The sequence below is a fragment of the Roseburia sp. 831b genome, from assembly GCF_001940165.2.
Taxonomy (GTDB): Bacteria; Bacillota; Clostridia; order Lachnospirales; family Lachnospiraceae; genus Roseburia.
The window spans coordinates 861567-880948 of sequence record NZ_CP135162.1; the positions used below are offsets into that span (position 1 = coordinate 861567).

A 19382-nucleotide genomic window follows, 5' to 3' on the forward strand; every position below is an offset into this window, starting at 1 on the left:
TCAGATAAAAGACTCTGTGGAAAAGACGAGCGAGGTGGACAATGAATCTTAATAAAGCAATTTTTAAATTTGTACGAATCAGTTTTTCAGTGTTAGTCATTCTTCTTGTAGTGTTTGGTCTGACCAAGCTTGGAATGTTTGGATATGACTTTGGATACAGAGTCTTTACCGAAGGGGCAATGGAAAGTGCCCCTGGAAAAGATGTGACAGTCCAGGTGACATCGGATATGTCTGAGTATGAGATTGCGCAGATGTTAGAGGAAAAAGGTCTTACAAGGGATGCAAAACTTTTTGTAGTTCAATTGAAACTTTCCTCCTATTCCCATAAATTGCAGCCAGGTGTGTATGTTTTAAATACCTCCATGGAGCCGGAAGAAATGATGGCTTTAATGGCAACGGATAAGGAGAAGGAGACCGAGACACAGGAGATGGAAACGGTGGAAGCGGACACGCAGGCTTTGGATACACAAAGCACGCAGGAGATCGGAACACAGAGTCAGATTGAGGAGTAATATAGCGTGATTGTTGATGAGAGATTAGTGACATATATAAACTCACTTGACACAGGAAATACAAAGATATTAGATCAAATTGAAAAGGAAGCGCTAGATACGTTTGTGCCGATTATACGAAAGGAAATGCAGTCTTTTTTAAAGATGTTCCTTTCGGTAAGTAAGCCGATGCGTATCTTAGAGGTTGGTACAGCTGTCGGATTTTCTGCCATATTAATGGCAGAGTATGGTCCGGCAGATTGTCGTATTACGACCATTGAGAATTATGAAAAGCGTATTCCAATTGCAAAAGAGAACTTTAAGAGGGCAGGAAAAGAAAGCCAGATTACCTTACTGGAAGGCGATGCTGCTGATGTTTTAAAAGAATTAGACGAGCCGTATGATCTGATTTTTATGGATGCGGCAAAAGGACAGTACATCCATTTCATGCCGGATGTTCTTAGACTTTTAAAACCAGGTGGTGTCCTGATTTCGGATAATGTACTGCAGGATGGTGACATTATCGAATCCCATTTTGCGGTGACGAGAAGAAATCGTACCATCCATAAAAGAATGCGTGATTATCTTTATGAATTAACACACAATGAGGAGCTTGTGACAGCCGTGCTTCCAATCGGGGATGGCATTACGGTCAGCAGCAAGAAAGAAAATAGTTAATGATAAAACTACACAAGTAGTTAAATGGAAAGGCATAGATTTATGAGAAGAAAAACAGAATTATTGGTTCCAGCCAGTAGTTTAGAAGTATTAAAAGTAGCAGTTGTGTTTGGAGCAGATGCTGTTTATATTGGTGGAGAGGTGTTCGGACTCCGCGCAAAAGCAAAAAACTTTTCCTTAGAGGAAATGAAAGAAGGAATTGATTTTGCACATGAGCATGGCGTGAAAGTATATGTCACAGCCAATATTTTAGCGCACAACAGTGATTTAGAGGGTGTAAGAGAGTACTTTAAAGAATTAAAGAAAATCAAGCCGGATGCGCTTATTATTGCGGACCCAGCCATTTTTATGATTGCAAAGGAGATTTGCCCGGAGATTGACAGACATATCAGTACACAGGCAAACAATACAAACTACGGAACCTATCAGTTCTGGTACAGCCAGGGAGCCAGCAGAGTTGTCTCCGCACGCGAACTTTCACTGCAGGAAATTAAAGAGATTCGTGCTAATATTCCAGACGATTTGGAGATAGAGACATTTATTCACGGAGCAATGTGTATTTCTTATTCTGGAAGATGCCTTTTAAGTAACTACTTTACAGGAAGAGATGCAAACCAGGGAGCCTGTACCCATCCATGCAGATGGAAATACTCCGTTGTGGAAGAAAAACGTCCGGGAGAATATTTGCCGGTTTATGAAAATGAGCGTGGAACCTATATTTTTAACTCCAAGGATTTATGTATGATTGAGCATATTCCAGAGATTTTAGACGCTGGTATTGACAGTTTAAAAATCGAAGGACGTATGAAGACGGCGCTTTATGTGGCAACGGTTGCAAGAACCTACCGCAAGGCAATCGATGATTACAACAAATCACCGGAACTTTACAAACAGAATATGCCGTGGTATTTAGACCAGATTTCCAATTGTACTTACCGTCAGTTTACAACGGGATTCTTTTTTGGAAAGCCAACGGAAGAAGCTCAGATATACGACAACAACACTTATGTGAAAGAATACACCTATCTTGGTATTGTCGGAGAGCAGAATGAAGTGGGATTGTACCGGATTGAGCAAAGAAATAAATTTTCTGTGGGAGAAACTATTGAAGTTATGAAGCCAAACGGCGATAATATAGTTGTAACGGTAAAACGGATTTTGGATGAAGAAGGTCATGAGATGGAATCTGCACCACATCCAAAACAGGTTTTATATCTTGATTTAGGACAGCCGTTAGAAAAATACGATATTTTGCGCAGAAAAGAAGAAGATGCGTAAAGCGAAAAACATCTTCAAAACATACCGGGTTGTCAGAGGCATGTAGAGAGTCTGTAAGCAATAAGAAAGGAATGGTATTGAGATGAAACAGGAGAAGTACGTAGCTTATGTGGGCACCTATACCCATGAAAACAGTGTAGGAATTCATATTTATGATGTGGACACAACCAATGCAGGGTTAAAAGAGCGTAAGGTAGTTCCAATCAACAATCCGTCCGATCTCGTAGTATCGAAAGACCGAAGATTTCTTTACTCCATCGCGGATGAAGGGGTAGAATCGTTCCAGATTTTACCAGATGGAGACTTAAAACCAATCAACAAACAGGCAATCGGCGGAATCAGAGGCTGCTATGTAGAAGTAGATGATGAGAATCGTTATCTTTTTGTGGCAGGACATCATGATGGACGAGTTACGATGATGCACTTGAATGAAGATGGCAGCATCGGAGACATTGCAGATGGAATTTTCCATAAAGGAACCGGCAGAAGCATCGCACAGCGTAATTTTGTACCACATGTTGACTGTGTGAAATTAACACCGGATCAGAAGTTTTTGTGTGCCGTTGATAATGGGCTAGATCAGACCAAGGTTTACAAGGTAGACTATGAAAAAGGAAAACTTACATTAGTCGACATTGTAAGAGGACCACTAGAGTCTGCACCGCGTATGATTCGTTTTTCCAGAGACCACAAATATGCCTATATTTTGTATGAATTACTGAACATTGTGGAAGTATATGCTTACAGTGTCGAACATGATATGCCAAAATTCGAGAAGATTCAGACTATCTCGACCAAAGAAAAAGGGGATGATGACTCCTGCGCTGCATCCGGCATGGAAATTTCCAAATCCGGAAAATACTTATTCTGCAGTAATGCAGGTGTTGACAGTGTCAACTGCTTTGAAATCGACGAAAAGACCGGCATGTTAACCGAGATTTTCAATACCAGGGTTTACAGCGATTATCCAAAGATGCTCGCCATTTACCCGGATGAAAAACATTATTTGACATTAAATAACGGAACCAATGAGATTGTTTCCTATCAGATTGATTTCGAGAAAAAATGCTCCCTTGAGGTTGGAAAACCAGTCAAGGTAGACAAGCCAAACAGTATTTATATCTTAAAATTAGAACAGGAATAATTTTTAGCGGAAAAGGCTGCACACGTTTTTATGCGTGTGCAGCTTTTTTTATGTAATAGGAAATTTCGTTCCTATTACATAAAAAAATGCTCCGCAGGGATCGCACTGCGGCGGAGTTGAACAATGTCGCAAATGCGACCCGCCGCAGGCGGAGAATCCTGCAAGCAGGATTCTTTTTTATTCTTGACAAAAGAAAGGTGTTGTGCTAATTTCATATCTGTATTAGTTAAATATATTTAACTAAATAAAATTAGATAAATAAATGGAAACAAAAAGGAGAATGTTATGTTAGAGAAAGTAAGAACAATTATTTCAGACACCATCAATTGTAATGGGGAGGATATCCAGTTAGAGACATCCTTAAAGGATGATTTGGAAATGGATTCTTTGGATGCAGTGGAACTTAACCTTGCAATCGAAGAAGCTTTTGGAATTACCATCAGTGATGAAGCATTAGAAGGATTTGTTACAGTCGGTGATATTGTAAATTACTTAGAGGCAATGTGAGGATAAAATGCAGTTACAGGAAATATATGAATTGATGGACCGCTTTGAAAAAAGCGGTCTTGGTGAAATGGAAGTTCACTTTGGGGAAGACAGTTTACGTCTGAAAAAAGAAGAAGCAAAAGTTCAGACGACTGTTTTGACAGAACAGCCGAAGACAATGACAAAGGAAGTCAAAGAGCCGGAAGCAGCGGCGGAAGAAAGTCATGGCCAGGTTGTAGCGGCACCGACGGTTGGAACTTTTTACAGAAGCGCAAAGCCGGGTGAGGAACCATTTGTAAAAGAAGGGGAACACGTCGAGAAAGGTCAGGTCATTGGTCTGATGGAGGCCATGAAGATGATTAGTGAGATTGAAGCACCATATAGCGGTGTTATCAAAAAAATCTTGGTCGAGGATGGAAATTTTGTCAGTGCCGGACAGGAAATCATGTGGATGGATTAGGAGGTTAGCAGATGTTTAAGCGCATTTTAATCGCCAATCGAGGAGAGATTGCAATGCGAATCCTACGGTGTGCAAGAACCATGGGAATGGAGGTTGTAGTTGTTTACTCGAAAGCAGACAAGGACAGTATGCCAGTGCAGATGGCGGACATTGCCGTCTGTATCGGACCGGCACCTGCGAAGGACAGTTACCTAAACATGAACGCGATTGTTGAGGTTGCAAAACACTACGAATGTCAGGCGATACATCCTGGATTTGGTTTTTTATCGGAGAACGCGGATTTTGCAAGACTCTGCCAGGAAGAGGGAATTACCTTCATTGGACCGACACCGGAAAATATGATTCAGCTAGGGGATAAGAACAATGCGAGAGAGATTGTAAAACAGCAGAATGTTCCGGTTGTACCAGGTTCCAAAAAGCTTGTGGAGACGGCAGAGGAAGCCGTCGCAATTGCAAATGAGATTGGCTATCCGGTGCTTTGTAAGGCTTCTGCCGGCGGCGGCGGAAGAGGAATGCGAACGGCAGAGGATGAGGAAGAGTTGGTAAAAGCTTTTGACAGTGCAAAAGCAGAAGCAATTTCATGCTTTGGAAATGGAGATATGTATCTTGAAAAGCTTATTATAAAGCCACGTCATATCGAATTTCAGATTTTAGCAGACAATTATGGAAATGTGATTCATCTAGGGGAAAGAGATTGTTCCTTACAGCGAAGAAACCAGAAACTGATGGAGGAAGCGCCTGCGAAGGTTTTGACCGAGGAGCTTCGTCAACGAATGGGGCAGGATGCGGTTGCGATTGCAAGAGCCGTAAATTACAGAGGTGTTGGTACCGTGGAGTTTATCCTGGATCACGATATGAATTACTACTTCATTGAGATGAATACCAGGGTTCAGGTAGAGCATCCCATCACGGAAGAGATTACGGGAATTGATATCATCCGGGAACAAATCAAAGTGGCGGCAGGAAATCGGTTAAGTATCGGTCAGCAGGATGTAAAAATCCACGGTTATGCGATTGAGTGCCGTATTAATGCGGAAAATGTGGAGAAAAATTTTGCTCCGTCTCCGGGAAAAATCAAAATGCTGCATTTGCCGGCAGGTCTTGGAATCCGTGTGGAATCCGCAATGTATCCAGGATGTGAGGTAAGCCCATTTTATGACTCCATGATTGCAAAAGTGATTGCATATGGAAATACCAGATTAGAGGCAATTCACAGAATGCGTGTCGCACTCGAGGAATTGGTTGTGGATGGCGTTGATACGAATGCAACATTTTTATTTTTGCTCACCTATCACAAAGACTATTTAAAAGGTGATTTTCACACCAAATTTTTGGAGAGCGAGACCGAGAAGATACTGAACTGGAAAAAGGAGAGTGAAGCACATGGCAGGTGAGTTTGAACAGAACCGGACGGTATTTTTAAAGTTCCGCCAATACCGAAAAGAGGGGCTGCAGGAAAAAGAGCCTGAGCAGAATAAGGGGAGACAATGGATTTCACTTTTGACAGATCAGGATTCCTTCGTGGAAAAGAATGCAGGCGTTAAAACAACAGACCCGCTTCATTTCCCGGATTACAAAAAGAAGTTAAAGAAAATGAAGGAACTGACAAACGAGGAAGATGCTGTCATTACAGGGTATGCAAAGGTTGAAAAAACACCGGTTGTGCTTTGTGTATTAAACGGTGATTTCATGATGGGAAGCATGGGTACTGTGGTAGGAGAAAAGCTTACGCTAGCAATCGAGGCGGCGGGAAGAAAAAAACTTCCGCTTGTCATTGTTTCTGCGAGTGGCGGAGCCAGAATGCAGGAGGGGCTTTTCTCTTTAATGCAGATGGCAAAAACAGCACAGGCGATTGAATGTTTTAAAGAAAATGGAGGACTTTACATTTCGATTTTGACCCATCCAACGACAGGCGGTGTCAGTGCAAGTTTTGCATTTTTAGGAGATATTATTCTTGCTGAAAAAAATGCATTGATTGGATTTGCAGGACCTAGAGTAATCGAGCAGACCATCAAACAAAAGCTGCCGGATGGATTTCAGAGCAGTGAATTTCAATGCGAGCATGGTTTTGTAGATGCCGTGTTAGACAAAAGTGAAATGAAAAAGTTCTTAGGAAAAATTCTCTTTTTGCATAAAAGCAGGAGATAAATTTAGGAGAAAAGCGGGTTAATACAATGAAATTAAGTGCTTATGATCATGTAATGCTTGCAAGAGACTGTAAGCGACCAAACATAAGAGATTACATAGAGGAACTGTTTACCGATTTCGTAGAACTAAAAGGGGACAGACTTGGAATGGAAGATGCGAGTATCCTTGGCGGCATTGCGCTGTTTGAAGGGCAGCCTGTTACGGTCATCGGACATGTGAAAGGTCATAACTTAGTGGAGAATGCAGCGGTGAATTTTGGAATGCCACAGCCGGAAGGATACCGAAAGGCGCTTCGATTGATGAAGCAGGCAGAAAAGTTTCATAGACCTGTCATTACCATTGTGGATACACCGGGGGCGTATCCGGGAATTGAGGCGGAAAGCAATGGACAAAGTATTGCGATTGCCAATAATCTTGCCAAGATGAGCCGTTTAAAGACGCCAATCGTTTGTGTAATTACCGGAGAAGGAAGCAGTGGTGGAGCCTTAGCACTTGCCGTGGCAGACAAAGTTTATATGTTAGAACATGCGGTTTATAACGTCTTGTCACCGGAAGGATTCGCAACTATTTTGTGGAAGGATTCCAAAAAGTGTAAGGATGCAGCAAAGGTAATGGGAATGACTGCGGACGAACTTTTCAAGGATGGTTTGATTGACGGAATTCTAAAGGAAACGCCAGAAGGTGTTCAGGTGGATAAAAGTATTACAATTGCGGCATTCAAGGAGATGCTGCAAAGAGAATTGAGCGAACTTTGTGGGTTAAAGACGGAGGAACTGCTCAAAAGACGATTTGAAAAATATCGTAGAAAGGGACTAGATGGAAGGGATTAAAATCATTGGCTATGGCCATGCATTGCCAGAAAAAATCGTGAGCAATGAAGATTTAAGCAAGATGGTGGACACCTCAGATGAATGGATTTCGTCGAGGACCGGCATTAAGAATCGCTATGTGTCAGAGCAGGAAACAAATGCAAGCCTCTCACTTGCGGCGGCAAAGGAAGCGATTGCAGACAGTGGGAAAAAAGAGGAAGACCTCGATTTGATTTTACTTGCAACGGTGACACCGGATTATGTGACACCTTCGGTTGCATGCAGGGTCGCAGCAGAGCTTTCCGTCAAAAAGGAGATACCGGTATTTGATTTTAATGCAGCTTGTTCCGGCTTTTTATATGGACTTTATCTGGCAGACAGATTGTTAAAAGTTGGACAATGTGCATTGCTCATGGCAACCGAACAGTTATCAAAAATTACGGATTTTACAGACAGAAGCACCTGTGTCTTGTTTGGGGATGGCTCTGGTGCCGTTGTCGTGGAAAAGAAAAAGGAGGTATCCTTTGACTGTTTTGTGGGAGCCGACGGAAATGCAGGGCCGCTTTATTGTAAGAGCCTTCGTTTTACAAAGGATGCTTACATTCACATGAATGGAAAAGAAGTGTTCCGTTTTGCAGTAGATAAGATTCAAAAAAGCATTGCAAGAATCTTAGAACAAAATCACCTTACGATGGATGACATTGATTATGTGGTTTGTCATCAGGCAAATTACCGGATTATCGATTATGTGAGAAAAAAGCTGCATGCCCCGGAAGAAAAATTTTTTTGCAATATCCAAAATTACGCCAATACATCGGCTGCGAGCATCCCATTAGCACTCTATGACATGAGGCAGCAAGGCTTACTTTGTCCAGGGAAAAAGGTAATCGTAGTTGGTTTTGGAGGCGGATTTACCTGGGGAGCAGCACTTTTAGATTGTTAGGATAAGAAAAGAAAGGAAATAACATGCAGTTACATAAAATGTTAGGGATACAGTATCCCATCATACAAGGTGCAATGGCAAATATCGCGACAGCAGAGTTTGCGGCAGCCGTTTCAAATGCGGGTGGACTTGGAATTATCGCAGGAGGCGGTATGAGTCCGGAAGAATTAGAAGAAAGCATTGTAACATGTAAACGTCTGACCAAGAAACCATTTGGGGTAAACCTGATGTTGATGCATCCAAAAGCAGCAGAACAGGCAGAGGTGATTCAAAGACAGCGTGTTGCACTTGTGACAACAGGAGCGGGAAATCCTGGAAAATATATTGAAGGTTTTAAGGAGAATGGAATTTTGGTTTTTCCGGTGCTATCTAGTGTTTTGATGGCACAGCGAATGGAAAAATTAGGGGTAGATGCCGTGATTGCTGAGGGAACGGAAAGTGGTGGCCATGTAGGAGAGATGACCACAATGGCACTTATTCCACAGATGGTAGATGCGCTTTCGATTCCGGTCATTGCCGCAGGGGGAATTGCGGATGGAAGACAGATGGCAGCGGCTGCATTGCTTGGTGCAAGTGGGGTTCAGATTGGAACCTGTCTTTTGCCAACGAAGGAGTGCCCAATTCATGAAAATTACAAACAGGCAGTGCTTAAGGCAAAGGATAACGACACAATTGTGACAGGAAGAATTGCTGGAACACCAGTTCGAATCTTAAAAAATCAGATGGCAAGAGAGTATGTCAAGCAGGAGAAGGCTGGCGCAGATAAAATGGAGCTGGAAAAATATACGCTTGGCTCGCTTAGAAGAGCTGTATTCGAGGGGGACACGCTGACGGGGTCATTGATGGCAGGTCAGGTGTGCGGAATGTTAAAAGAAGAAAAAACGATTGCGCAGGTGTTAGAGGAAATGGTAAAGACAGCCCAGGAGAAGTTAGCGGGTACCAATGGAATTTTAGAATCGTAACGGGCAGAAAAGACAAAGTTTAGGCTAGAAGGGAGAATCGAATGAAGTTAGCAGTGTTATTTGCAGGGCAGGGAAGCCAGAAAGTCGGAATGGGAAAAGACTTTTATGAGACCTATCCGGAATTTGCCGGGTGTATTGACCTTGCAGGTGAAAAGATAAAGTCGATGATGTTTGACGGTCCGATGGAGGAATTATCGCAGACAAAGCATACGCAGCCGGCTCTTGTTGCATACGCAGCCGGTATCGTTGCACTTTTGCAAAAAGAAGGGCTTGAAATTGCAAGTACGGCAGGGCTTAGTTTAGGAGAATACAGTGCCCTTTATCTGGCACAGGCGATGGATCTTCCTACCCTGTATGAACTTTGCAGTTATCGGGGCAGCATTATGCAAGAGGCTGCAAAAGGTGTTACAACCGCGATGTCAGCCATCATGACACCACAGCGTGAACTGGTGGAAGAGGCGGTAGAGAAGGCAAAGCAGTCTGGAAGAGTTGAGATTTCAAATTACAATGCGACCGGACAGATTGTGATTGCAGGTGAAGAAGCAGGAGTAGCGGCAGCAGAGGCGCTTTTGAAGGAACAGGGGGTTCGAAAATGCATCCGCCTGAAGGTGAGTGGGCCATTTCACACCAGCTATATGGAGGAAGTCTCAAAGCAACTACAAACATACTTGGATTCTTGCAAATTTCAGACGCCAAAGATAAAAGTCTATTCGAATGTAACGGCAAAACCAATGCAGACAGAGCATGAAATCAAAGAACTTTTAACAAAACAGATTAAAACAGCAGTTCATATGGAAGACATCCTGAAAAATATGAAGGAGGATGGCATCACGCACGTGATAGAAGTTGGTCCCGGAAAAGTATTAGCTGGCTTTTTAAAACGGACAGCGCCAGAACTTCAGGTAAGAAGTATTGATTGTGTGGAAGATTATAAAGAAGCTTTAGCGTTTTTAAAGCAGGAAAGGGAATAAAGAATGGAAGAAGAAAAACAGGTTGCAGTTGTCACAGGAGCCGGGCGTGGAATTGGCAGAGCCATCTGCATCGAATTAGCCAGACGTGGATTTCATGTGGTAGTCAATTATGGACACCAGAAAGAAGCGGCAGAAGAGGTCGTACAAAAATGCAGACAGTTTGGCGTGCAGGCAGTGGCTGTAAAAGCAGATATGTCCCAAAAAGCGGACTGTGACTTTTTGATGAAAGAAGCTTTAAAGCTTACCGGAAAGGTTCAGGTCTGGGTGAATAACGCAGGGATTACAAGAGACAATCTGCTGCTTCGTATGTCAGAAGAAGAATTTCAAAAAGTCATTGATTTAAATCTGACCGGAGCATTTTATGGAATGAAGGCAGCGGTATCGGTCATGATCAGACAGCGTTATGGAAGAATCGTTACCATTTCCAGTATTGCAGGGGTCAGAGGAAATGCGGGACAGGTGAATTACAGCGCCAGCAAGGCAGGCGTGATTGGAATGACCAAATCCCTTGCAAAAGAAGTGGCAAGCCGGAACATTACAGTAAATGCGATTGCACCAGGAATGATTGCAACGGAGATGGTAGATGCAATACCGGATAAGACAAGAGAAGAGATGGTGAAGTCAATTCCGATGCGGCGAATGGGGGAACCAAAGGATGTGGCGAATGCGGTTGCCTTTTTGGCAGGCGAGGATGCCGGATACATTACGGGACAGGTGTTATGTGTAGACGGAGGAATGGCAGTATGAGTTTGAAAAAAAGAGTAGTAGTAACCGGAATGGGAATGGTAAGCCCAATCGGAAATAACGTAGAAGAATCCTGGAATGCAGCAAAAAAGGGGGAATGTGGAATCGATGAGATTACACAGTTTGATGCGTCTATGACGGCAGTATCCCTCGCAGCAGAGGTAAAAGATTTTCATCCAGAAGAGCATCTAGAAAAGAAGTCTTTACGAAAAATGGATCGTTTTGTCCAGTTTGCGATGGTAGCGGCAGATGAGGCGCTTGCCCAGGCAGGAGAATTCCCGGATAAGTCCAAGGTGGGAACGATTGTTTCGTCTGGAATTGGCGGACTTCGCGTGATTGAAAAAGAACAGGATCACGGAAGAGAGGCTGGGTTTAAACGAATCTCACCGTACTTTATTCCGATGGCAATTTCCAATATGGCAGCAGGACAGATTGCGATTGCGCATGGTCTGACAGGACTTAGTACCTGTGTCGTGACCGCTTGCGCAAGTGGAACCAACGCAATTGGCGAAGCATTTTTAAAAATTCGGGATGGCTATTTATCCGCATGTGTTTGTGGAGGAACGGAAGCATCTATTACACCGCTTGCGCTTGGTGGGTTTGCTTCCATGAAGGCATTATGTACAGGTACAGACAAAGAGCGTGCCAGCATTCCATTCGACAAAGAACGTCATGGTTTCGTGATGGGAGAAGGTGCAGGAATCCTTGTTTTGGAAGAGTACGAGCATGCAAAGGCACGTGGCGCCCATATTTTAGGAGAAATGGTTGGATATGGCACAAACTGTGACGCTTATCATATTACAGCTCCATTGCCGGATGGAAGCGGTGCGGCAGAATGTATGAAACTTGCAATTTCAGATGCCGGTATCACACCGGAAAACATAGGATATATCAATGCACATGGCACAAGTACACCACTGAATGACCTTGGAGAGACAAAGGCAGTCAAACTGGTGTTCGGTGAAGAGACGAAGGTGCCAATCAGCTCTACCAAATCCATGACCGGACATTTGTTAGGTGCAAGCGGTGCGGTCGAAGCAATCTTCTGTCTAAAAGCGTTGGAGGATCAATATCTTCCTGCAACCATTCATTATAAGGTGCCGGATGAGGAATGTAATCTTGATGTCATTCCAAACCAGGGAAGAGAGGCAGATGTTACGTATGCATTGTCCAATTCCTTAGGATTTGGTGGTCATAATGCAACTTTAATCATGAAACGCTGGGAGGAGGATGGCAATGCAGTTAGATAACGAACAGATTCAAAAAATTTTGCCACACCGCTATCCATTTTTGCTGGTAGATAAAATTACGGAACTAGAAGAAGGTGTCTATGCAAAGGGCATCAAATGTGTCTCCGCAAATGAGATGCAGTTTTTAGGTCATTTTCCGGGGCAGCCGGTTATGCCAGGCGTTTTAATTATTGAAGCCCTGGCACAGTGCGGTGCAATTGCAATTCTTTCCGAGGAAGAAAACAAAGGAAAGCTGGCTTTTTTTGGTGGAATCAAGAATGCAAGATTTAAACAGAAGGTAGTTCCGGGAGATGTTTTGGAATTGGAATGCAAGATTATTGCAAGAAGAGGACCTGTCGGTATGGGAAAAGCCGTTGCAACCGTGGATGGCAAAGTGGCGGCAACCGCAGAAATTTCCTTTGCAATTGGAGCCTGAACTTGCTATACTGTCTCTTGAAGAAAAAAAGGGGAGAGTAAACAAATGAAGCTAGAGGATGCATTTTACGGTGTTTATTCCAAATTTAAGTTACATTTTTATCAGGAAGTGTTTGGACATTTTTCAGCAAGGGAAGCAACATTGACAACGGTAGAATCTTTTTGTATGGAGACCATCTATGCAATGAAGGAACCAACGATTAATGAATTCGCATCCTTTTTGAAGATTTCCTCTCCAAATGCGGCATATAAAGTAAATAACCTGATTAAAAAGGGGTATGTAGAGAAAGTACAGTCCGAGACGGATCGAAGAGAGTACCATCTTCGGGCTACACAAAAATACATTGATTACTATAATATCAGCTATCATTATGTAGAGGAAGTGGTTGCCCGTCTTGAAAATAATTTAGATGAGGCGGATAAAGAAAAGCTAAGAAGCATTTTAGAGACGATGTACAAGGAATTTATGCCAGAAGTACCAAACTACGATTTAGAAGAAAAAGAAGAGTAGTTCATAGAAAAGGTCTGTATTGCCGGTTTTCCGGTATTTACAGACCTTTTCTCTATTTTATAATATAGCGTTCTTAAAGAAACAGACGTAGTTTTTATCGATAAAACCGTTCCAGGGAATCCATTTTTGCGCTCATATTTGCAAACAATGCATCTACAATTGTAATTGCAGCCATGGATTCTACCACAACAACGGCGCGTGGCACGATAATCGGGTCATGACGTCCTTTGATCTGGATTTCAATTTCATCGCCCTGCTTATTTACCGTATGCTGCGTAGCGGATACGGAAGGGGTAGGTTTGATGGCGGCGCGTAAGATAATATCACTTCCATCACTCATTCCACCAAGGATTCCACCGGCATGGTTTGTGCATTTGCCAATTGAGCCATCTTCCATTTTACAAAAGGCATCGTTGTTGGCGCGGCCGGTTGCGCGTGCAGCTTCAAAACCGTCGCCAATCTCAAAGCCTTTGACAGCGCCGATGGACATGATGGCTTTTGCAAGGTTGGCATCTAATTTTTCAAAGACAGGGTCACCAATACCGACCGGCATTCCGGATACGACACATTCTACGATGCCGCCGGAAGAATTCTGCTCTGCCATGCAGGCATCTAAATAGCCGCTTGCATTGTCGGCAGCATCAGCGTCCGGCATATAGAGCGGATTTCTAGAAATCTCGTTTGCATCAAAATGATGTGGGTCAATCTGGATAGGTCCGATGGCTTTGGTGTAAGTCAAAAAGGAGATACCAAGCTGATTTAAAATTTTAACGGCAATGGCACCGGCAGCCACACGTCCGATGGTTTCCCGCCCGGAGGAACGTCCGCCACCGCGGTAATCCCGGAATCCATATTTTAAATCAAAGGTATAATCGGCATGCCCCGGACGATAGTAGGATGCAATTTCACTGTAATCTTTTGATTTTTGATTTTGATTAAAAACGACAAGTGAGATTGGAGTACCGGTTGTTTTTCCTTCGAATACACCGGAAAGAATCTCGACAGAATCGTCCTCTTTTCTTGGAGTGGAATAGTGGGACTGACCTGGTTTTCTGCGGTTTAGAAAAATCTGGATATCCTCCTCACATAAAGAAAGACCAGCCGGGCATCCATCGACGACAACGCCGACGCCTTTTCCGTGGGATTCCCCCCATGTTGTAATTTTAAAAATATTTCCGAATGTGGAACCTGCCATAAGAACCTCCTAAGTATATAAATAAAACTAATAGATAAAAATAAACTTTTTATGTATAATTATAAATAACATATTTTTTCTGGAAAATCCAGAATGGATCTGAAAAATATGGTTGTCTTTTAGTTATTATAGGAGATTTGTCTTTCCGTGACAACAAGTTTATGGTAAGATATTAAAGCAGTTTAAAAAAAGTAAGTTGGAGATGAAAATGGATACAATTTATCGGGTAAAAACCTGTAAGAAGCCAGTCGACTGGGAAGTGGAGGTTCCGGGTTCTAAGAGTATGACAAACCGGGCACTTTTAATGGCGGCAATTGCAAGTGGAAGGACAAAATTAAAGGGAGTCTTGTTTAGCGACGATTCCAGATATTTTTTGAGTTCTCTGCAATCGCTTGGCTTTCAGGTAGAAATAGACGAAGCGGCAAAGACAGTTACGGTGGAAGGATGTGGCGGTGTGCTTCCGGTCACAGAGGGAGAAATCTATGTGGGAAGTGCAGGAACTGCGGCACGTTTCTTAACCGCAATGCTTTCGCTTTCGAAGGGAACATTTGTAATTCAGGCATCCGAGCAGATGAAAAAGCGTCCGATGAAGCCACTGTTTGATGTTTTGACCGGACTGGGTGCTAAGATTTTATATTTAGAGGAAGAAGGATTCCTACCAATCCAGATTACAGGAATTGGGGAACAGATTTCAAAAGAAAAAGAAGTAACGGTAGCGCTTGATATCAGTAAGAGTACACAGTTTTTAAGTGCCTTGCTTTTGACCTCACCGATGATAGCAGCTGGAATCCGTATTTTGATTACGAGTGAGAAAACAGATGGAGCCTACATCCGTATCACAAGAAAAATGATGGAACAGTTTGGCGTAATGGTCTCCTTTGATGGCAGAAATTATGTTGTAAAAGGTGGACAACAGTACCAAATTGCAGAATACCAGATTGAACCGGATGTGTCTGCGGCCTGTTATTTTTATGGAGCGGCAGCAATCACGGGCGGAAGAGCACTTGTGAAAAATGTAACAAAGTCTTGTATGCAGGGAGATTTGAAGTTCCTTACCGCGTTAGAGCAGATTGGCTGTAAAGTTACGGAGGATGCAGATGGTCAGATTGTGGTGCTAGGACCAGCGAATGGAGCAATAGATGGTATTACCGTTGATATGAATGATTTTTCCGATCAGACCATGACACTTGCGGCGATGGCACCTTTTGCAAAAGGAAAGGTTCGAATTGAGCATATTGGTCATATCAGATTACAGGAATCCGACCGGATTCATGCCATTGCAACCGAATTAAACCGGTTGGGAATTGACTGCACGGAGGAAGAGGATGCATTGACCATTTTACCGGGTACGCCAAAGCCAGGCGGGGTTACAACCTATGAGGATCACAGAATGGCAATGGCATTTTCATTGATTGGTCTTAGGACAGAAGGAATTGTCATCAAAGATCCGGATTGTTGCAGAAAAACGTTTGAACAGTATTTTTCCGTGTTAGACCGATTGTGTGAACAGAACAATGAAGGTTAACATAATTGCAAAACCGGAAAGGGAATCTAGTTAGAATGAGGTGGAAATATGTATGAATTATTAAAACAGGAGGGGCGTGCAAAACGAGGTGTGTTACACACTGTCCACGGAGATATCCAGACGCCTGTCTTTATGAATGTAGGAACGGTTGCTGCCATTAAGGGTGCAGTATCGACCGAGGACTTAGAGGAAATCAAATGTCAGGTAGAGTTATCCAATACCTATCATTTGCATGTCCGTACCGGTGATAAATTAATCAAAGAGGTTGGCGGACTTCACAAATTCATGTCCTGGAACCGTCCAATTCTTACAGATTCCGGCGGATTTCAGGTATTCTCACTGGCTGGACTCCGTAAAATCAAAGAGGAGGGTGTTTATTTTCATTCCCACATTGATGGCGCTAAGATTTTCATGGGACCAGAGGAGAGTATGCAGATTCAGTCGAATCTAGGCTCTACCATTGCGATGGCATTTGATGAATGTCCGCCGGCATTGGCAGAACGCAAGTATGTAGAAGATTCTGTGGCACGTACGACACGTTGGTTAGAGCGCTGTAAAAAAGAGATGGACCGCTTAAACTCCTTAGAGGATACCGTAAATAAGAAACAAATGCTGTTTGGTATTAATCAGGGTGCTATCATGCCGGATATCCGTATTGACCATGCGAAAAGAATTTCCGAGATGGATTTGGATGGTTATGCGGTAGGAGGTCTTGCAGTCGGCGAGACACACGAGCAGATGTATCACATTTTAGAGGAGACCGTTCCGTATCTTCCGGTGAATAAGCCAACTTATCTGATGGGGGTTGGAACGCCGGCAAATATTTTAGAAGGTGTGGAACGCGGTATTGATTTCTTTGACTGCGTTTATCCATCCAGAAACGGACGTCACGGTCATGTGTATACGAACCTTGGTAAGATTAATCTGTTCAACCAGAAGTACGAAAAAGATATGCGTCCGATTGAGGAAGGATGTCAGTGTCCTGCATGCCGCCGTTACAGCAGAGCATACATCCGTCATCTGTTAAAGGCAAAAGAGATGCTTGGCATGCGTCTTTGCGTGCTTCACAACCTCTATTTCTACAATACAATGATGGAAGAAATCAGGGATGCCCTCGATGCAGGCAATTTTAAATCCTACAAGGAAGAAAAACTTTACCGTATGGGTCAGATTAACCGTGAAAAGGAAAATAATTTATAAAATTACTATTAATTCAAGGGAAAGACTTGCCGAATCTTCGGCTTTTGTGTAAAATGAGTAATAGTTCATTTTGAATAGAAATTTTAGGAGGACATCAAGATGTTATCAATTTTAGCAACAGCTTCATCTGCAGCAGCAGGCTGGGGTGGAATGATTATCTGGTTAGTGATTTTATTCGCATTCATGTATTTCTTCATGATTCGTCCACAGCAGAAAGAGACAAAGAAGAAGAATCTCATGATGGCAGAATTAGCAGTAGGAGATACAGTATTGACAACAAGTGGTTTCTATGGTACCGTAATCGACATTTCAGATGATACAGTCATTGTTGAATTTGGAAGCAACAAGAACTGCCGTATTCCAATGCAGAAAGCAGCAATTTCCGCAGTTGAGAAGCCAGAAGAAGCAGCAGAATAATCAAACTACAAATGATTTTAAGAAAAGCTTAAGAGAACTGTCAGGAAATGACAGTTCTTTTTTGGTATCAGAATGCTATAATAATAGTACAAGTTTTGGAAAACAAAAGAAGATTTTGGGAAGAGATAGAGGAAGATTATGAGAAGAAATCAACGTTTGAGAGAACAAAGACAAAGATTATGGATTGCCGGAATTGGAATTTTGGCTGCCCTGGCGGCATTGTATCTTGCAGTCGCAGTGTTTTATCGGAACCACTATATGCCAAAAACCTGTATGAATGGCATTTCGATTGGAAATCTAAGCTTAACAAAGGCAGAGAAAAAATTAAGCAGGGAGATTTCCTGCTATACGTTAACGATTACAGACCGGGATGGAAAAACGTATAAGATACTCGGACCGGATTTTGATTATTCGTTTGAGTCAAATGGGGAGGCAGATTCTCTTTTAAAGAAACAGGGAAGCTTTGCATGGATTGCAAAAATTGCAAAGGACAAAGAATACCAGTTATCTGTTTCCATCACTTATGATAAAGACAAATTGCAGCAACTGATAGACGGATTAGACTGTTTTGATACAGAAAATCTGGTGGAACCGGAGGATGCAGCGTTAGAAAAGACTGACGATGGTTATGAGATTGTTCCACAGGTGATGGGAAATAAGTTAAAGCAGGATGAAGTAAAAGCAAAGATTTCGGATGCGGTAGTAAAGGGTGAGACGGAACTTACTTTGATGGATGAGGACTATGAAAACCCGGCTGTCTATGAGGATGATGCTTCTTTGGTGGAGCAGTTAGATGCCGTCAATAAATACCTTTCAACTACCATTTACTATGATGTGGGCGATGATGGGGAGGTATTAGACCGTTCTACCATAAAAGATTTGATACAGGTGAATGAGAACGGACAGGTATCTTTAGATGATGATGCCATTACCAAGTACGTGCAATCCTTGGCAAGCAAATACAATACATATGGGGATGTCCGTAAATTCCAGACTTCCGTAGGCGATACTGTTGAAATTGGAGGTGGAGATTACGGCTGGGTCATTGATAAAAAGGCGGAAAAAGAAGAGTTGATTTCTGACTTAGAACAAGGTGGAACTTTTCAAAGAGAGCCGGTATTTGAACAGACAGCAAAAGTAAAAAGCATTACAAATGATATCGGAGATACCTATATTGAGATTGATTATACCAACCAGCATTTATACTATTATGAAGAAGGACAACTCCTTTATCAGACGGATATTGTATCTGGAAATATCACAAGAGGAAACGGTTCCCCGGATGGAATTTTTAAGATTGTATACAAGCAGAGTCCTGCCACATTAGTGGGTGAGGATTACGAGTCGAACGTACAGTACTTTATGCCATTTGCCTATAACGTAGGAATCCATGATGCGAGCTGGCGAAAAGGTGTGTTTGGTGGTGAAATCTATAAGACCTCCGGCTCCCATGGCTGCATCAATGTGCTGCCAGAGGCGGCAGAAACCCTATATGGAATGATACAAAAAGATACGCCGGTCGTAGCTTATTACCGTGAACCGGTAGAGCTGACTGCGGAAAATGCGAAGATTTCAAATGCCTTTTCCTATGTTGATCCGGATAAAGAAAAAGATGCGGATGCACAGGTGACCGCGACAACAGAAAATACGACAACCGAGTAAAAGGGTGGAGCTTTTAGTGCTCCACCATTTTTATAACTATAATTTATAATAAACATGAAAAACTACAATAGCAAGTTATATTGAATTCTAGGCA

21 protein-coding genes are annotated in these 19382 nt (G+C 42.6%); 20 read left to right on the forward strand and 1 reads right to left on the reverse strand.

Features of this window, described 5'->3' with window-relative positions; genetic code table 11:
* Window positions 1-41: 41 nt before the first annotated feature.
* The 16 genes from BIV16_RS03830 (at window position 42) to BIV16_RS03905 (ending at window position 13289) form a co-directional block, all read left to right on the forward strand.
* Window positions 42-512 carry an endolytic transglycosylase MltG gene (locus tag BIV16_RS03830; protein WP_075679269.1) on the forward strand — a complete coding sequence of 157 codons (471 nt, stop codon included), beginning with the start codon at window positions 42-44 and terminating at the stop codon, window positions 510-512.
* Between the two features lie 6 nt (window positions 513-518).
* Window positions 519-1169 (forward strand): O-methyltransferase, encoded by a 651-nt coding sequence (locus tag BIV16_RS03835; RefSeq protein ID WP_075679268.1) that lies wholly within the window; start codon window positions 519-521, stop codon window positions 1167-1169.
* 42 nt (window positions 1170-1211) lie between these two features.
* Window positions 1212-2447 (forward strand): peptidase U32 family protein, encoded by a 1236-nt coding sequence (locus BIV16_RS03840; protein WP_075679267.1) that lies wholly within the window; start codon window positions 1212-1214, stop codon window positions 2445-2447.
* An 82-nt stretch (window positions 2448-2529) separates the two neighbouring features.
* Window positions 2530-3591: a lactonase family protein gene (locus BIV16_RS03845; protein WP_075679266.1), complete on the forward strand. Its 1062-nt coding sequence runs from the start codon at window positions 2530-2532 to the stop codon at window positions 3589-3591.
* 285 nt (window positions 3592-3876) lie between these two features.
* Window positions 3877-4098, forward strand: a complete 222-nt coding sequence (locus tag BIV16_RS03850; protein ID WP_075679265.1) for an acyl carrier protein — start codon at window positions 3877-3879, stop codon at window positions 4096-4098.
* Window positions 4099-4105: 7 nt separating this feature from the next.
* Window positions 4106-4537, forward strand: coding sequence for an acetyl-CoA carboxylase biotin carboxyl carrier protein (gene accB / locus BIV16_RS03855; protein WP_075679264.1), 432 nt, complete (start codon window positions 4106-4108; stop codon window positions 4535-4537).
* A gap of 11 nt (window positions 4538-4548) precedes the next feature.
* Complete coding sequence (gene accC / locus BIV16_RS03860) at window positions 4549-5931, forward strand: acetyl-CoA carboxylase biotin carboxylase subunit (RefSeq protein ID WP_075679263.1); 1383 nt, start codon at window positions 4549-4551, stop codon at window positions 5929-5931.
* Window positions 5921-6685, forward strand: coding sequence for an acetyl-CoA carboxylase carboxyltransferase subunit beta (locus BIV16_RS03865; protein WP_075679262.1), 765 nt, complete (start codon window positions 5921-5923; stop codon window positions 6683-6685). Before accC ends, BIV16_RS03865 begins: the two co-directional genes overlap by 11 nt.
* Before the next feature lie 26 nt (window positions 6686-6711).
* Window positions 6712-7515, forward strand: a complete 804-nt coding sequence (locus BIV16_RS03870; protein ID WP_075679261.1) for an acetyl-CoA carboxylase carboxyltransferase subunit alpha — start codon at window positions 6712-6714, stop codon at window positions 7513-7515.
* Complete coding sequence (locus BIV16_RS03875; protein ID WP_075679260.1) at window positions 7502-8437, forward strand: beta-ketoacyl-ACP synthase III; 936 nt, start codon at window positions 7502-7504, stop codon at window positions 8435-8437. Before BIV16_RS03870 ends, BIV16_RS03875 begins: the two co-directional genes overlap by 14 nt.
* Window positions 8438-8460: 23 nt before the next feature.
* Window positions 8461-9399, forward strand: a complete 939-nt coding sequence (locus BIV16_RS03880; RefSeq protein WP_075679259.1) for a nitronate monooxygenase — start codon at window positions 8461-8463, stop codon at window positions 9397-9399.
* 41 nt (window positions 9400-9440) lie between these two features.
* The gene (gene fabD, locus BIV16_RS03885; protein ID WP_075679258.1) at window positions 9441-10370 is read left to right on the forward strand and encodes an ACP S-malonyltransferase; all 930 of its coding nucleotides are present in this window, start codon (window positions 9441-9443) and stop codon (window positions 10368-10370) included.
* A 3-nt stretch (window positions 10371-10373) separates the two neighbouring features.
* The gene (gene fabG, locus BIV16_RS03890) at window positions 10374-11117 is read left to right on the forward strand and encodes a 3-oxoacyl-[acyl-carrier-protein] reductase (RefSeq protein WP_075679257.1); all 744 of its coding nucleotides are present in this window, start codon (window positions 10374-10376) and stop codon (window positions 11115-11117) included.
* Window positions 11114-12364: a beta-ketoacyl-ACP synthase II gene (fabF, locus tag BIV16_RS03895; RefSeq protein ID WP_075679256.1), complete on the forward strand. Its 1251-nt coding sequence runs from the start codon at window positions 11114-11116 to the stop codon at window positions 12362-12364. Before fabG ends, fabF begins: the two co-directional genes overlap by 4 nt.
* Entirely contained in the window at window positions 12351-12779 is a 429-nt protein-coding gene (gene fabZ / locus BIV16_RS03900; RefSeq protein WP_075679255.1) for a 3-hydroxyacyl-ACP dehydratase FabZ, read from the forward strand. The genes fabF and fabZ overlap by 14 nt, the downstream gene beginning before the upstream one ends.
* A gap of 45 nt (window positions 12780-12824) precedes the next feature.
* Window positions 12825-13289, forward strand: a complete 465-nt coding sequence (locus BIV16_RS03905) for a MarR family winged helix-turn-helix transcriptional regulator (protein WP_075679254.1) — start codon at window positions 12825-12827, stop codon at window positions 13287-13289.
* 94 nt (window positions 13290-13383) lie between these two features.
* On the opposite strand, the gene aroC is transcribed toward BIV16_RS03905, so the two are convergent.
* Window positions 13384-14484, reverse strand: a complete 1101-nt coding sequence (aroC, locus tag BIV16_RS03910; RefSeq protein WP_075679253.1) for a chorismate synthase — start codon at window positions 14482-14484, stop codon at window positions 13384-13386.
* Between the two features lie 208 nt (window positions 14485-14692).
* Between aroC and aroA the strand changes: the two genes are divergently transcribed.
* The 4 genes from aroA (at window position 14693) to BIV16_RS03930 (ending at window position 19288) form a co-directional block, all read left to right on the forward strand.
* Complete coding sequence (gene aroA / locus BIV16_RS03915; protein ID WP_075679252.1) at window positions 14693-16009, forward strand: 3-phosphoshikimate 1-carboxyvinyltransferase; 1317 nt, start codon at window positions 14693-14695, stop codon at window positions 16007-16009.
* 48 nt (window positions 16010-16057) lie between these two features.
* Window positions 16058-17209 carry a tRNA guanosine(34) transglycosylase Tgt gene (gene tgt / locus BIV16_RS03920; RefSeq protein WP_075679251.1) on the forward strand — a complete coding sequence of 384 codons (1152 nt, stop codon included), beginning with the start codon at window positions 16058-16060 and terminating at the stop codon, window positions 17207-17209.
* A gap of 99 nt (window positions 17210-17308) precedes the next feature.
* Window positions 17309-17626, forward strand: coding sequence for a preprotein translocase subunit YajC (gene yajC / locus BIV16_RS03925; RefSeq protein ID WP_075679250.1), 318 nt, complete (start codon window positions 17309-17311; stop codon window positions 17624-17626).
* 138 nt (window positions 17627-17764) lie between these two features.
* Window positions 17765-19288, forward strand: a complete 1524-nt coding sequence (locus BIV16_RS03930) for a L,D-transpeptidase family protein (protein ID WP_075679249.1) — start codon at window positions 17765-17767, stop codon at window positions 19286-19288.
* The last annotated feature ends 94 nt before the right edge of the window (window positions 19289-19382 follow it).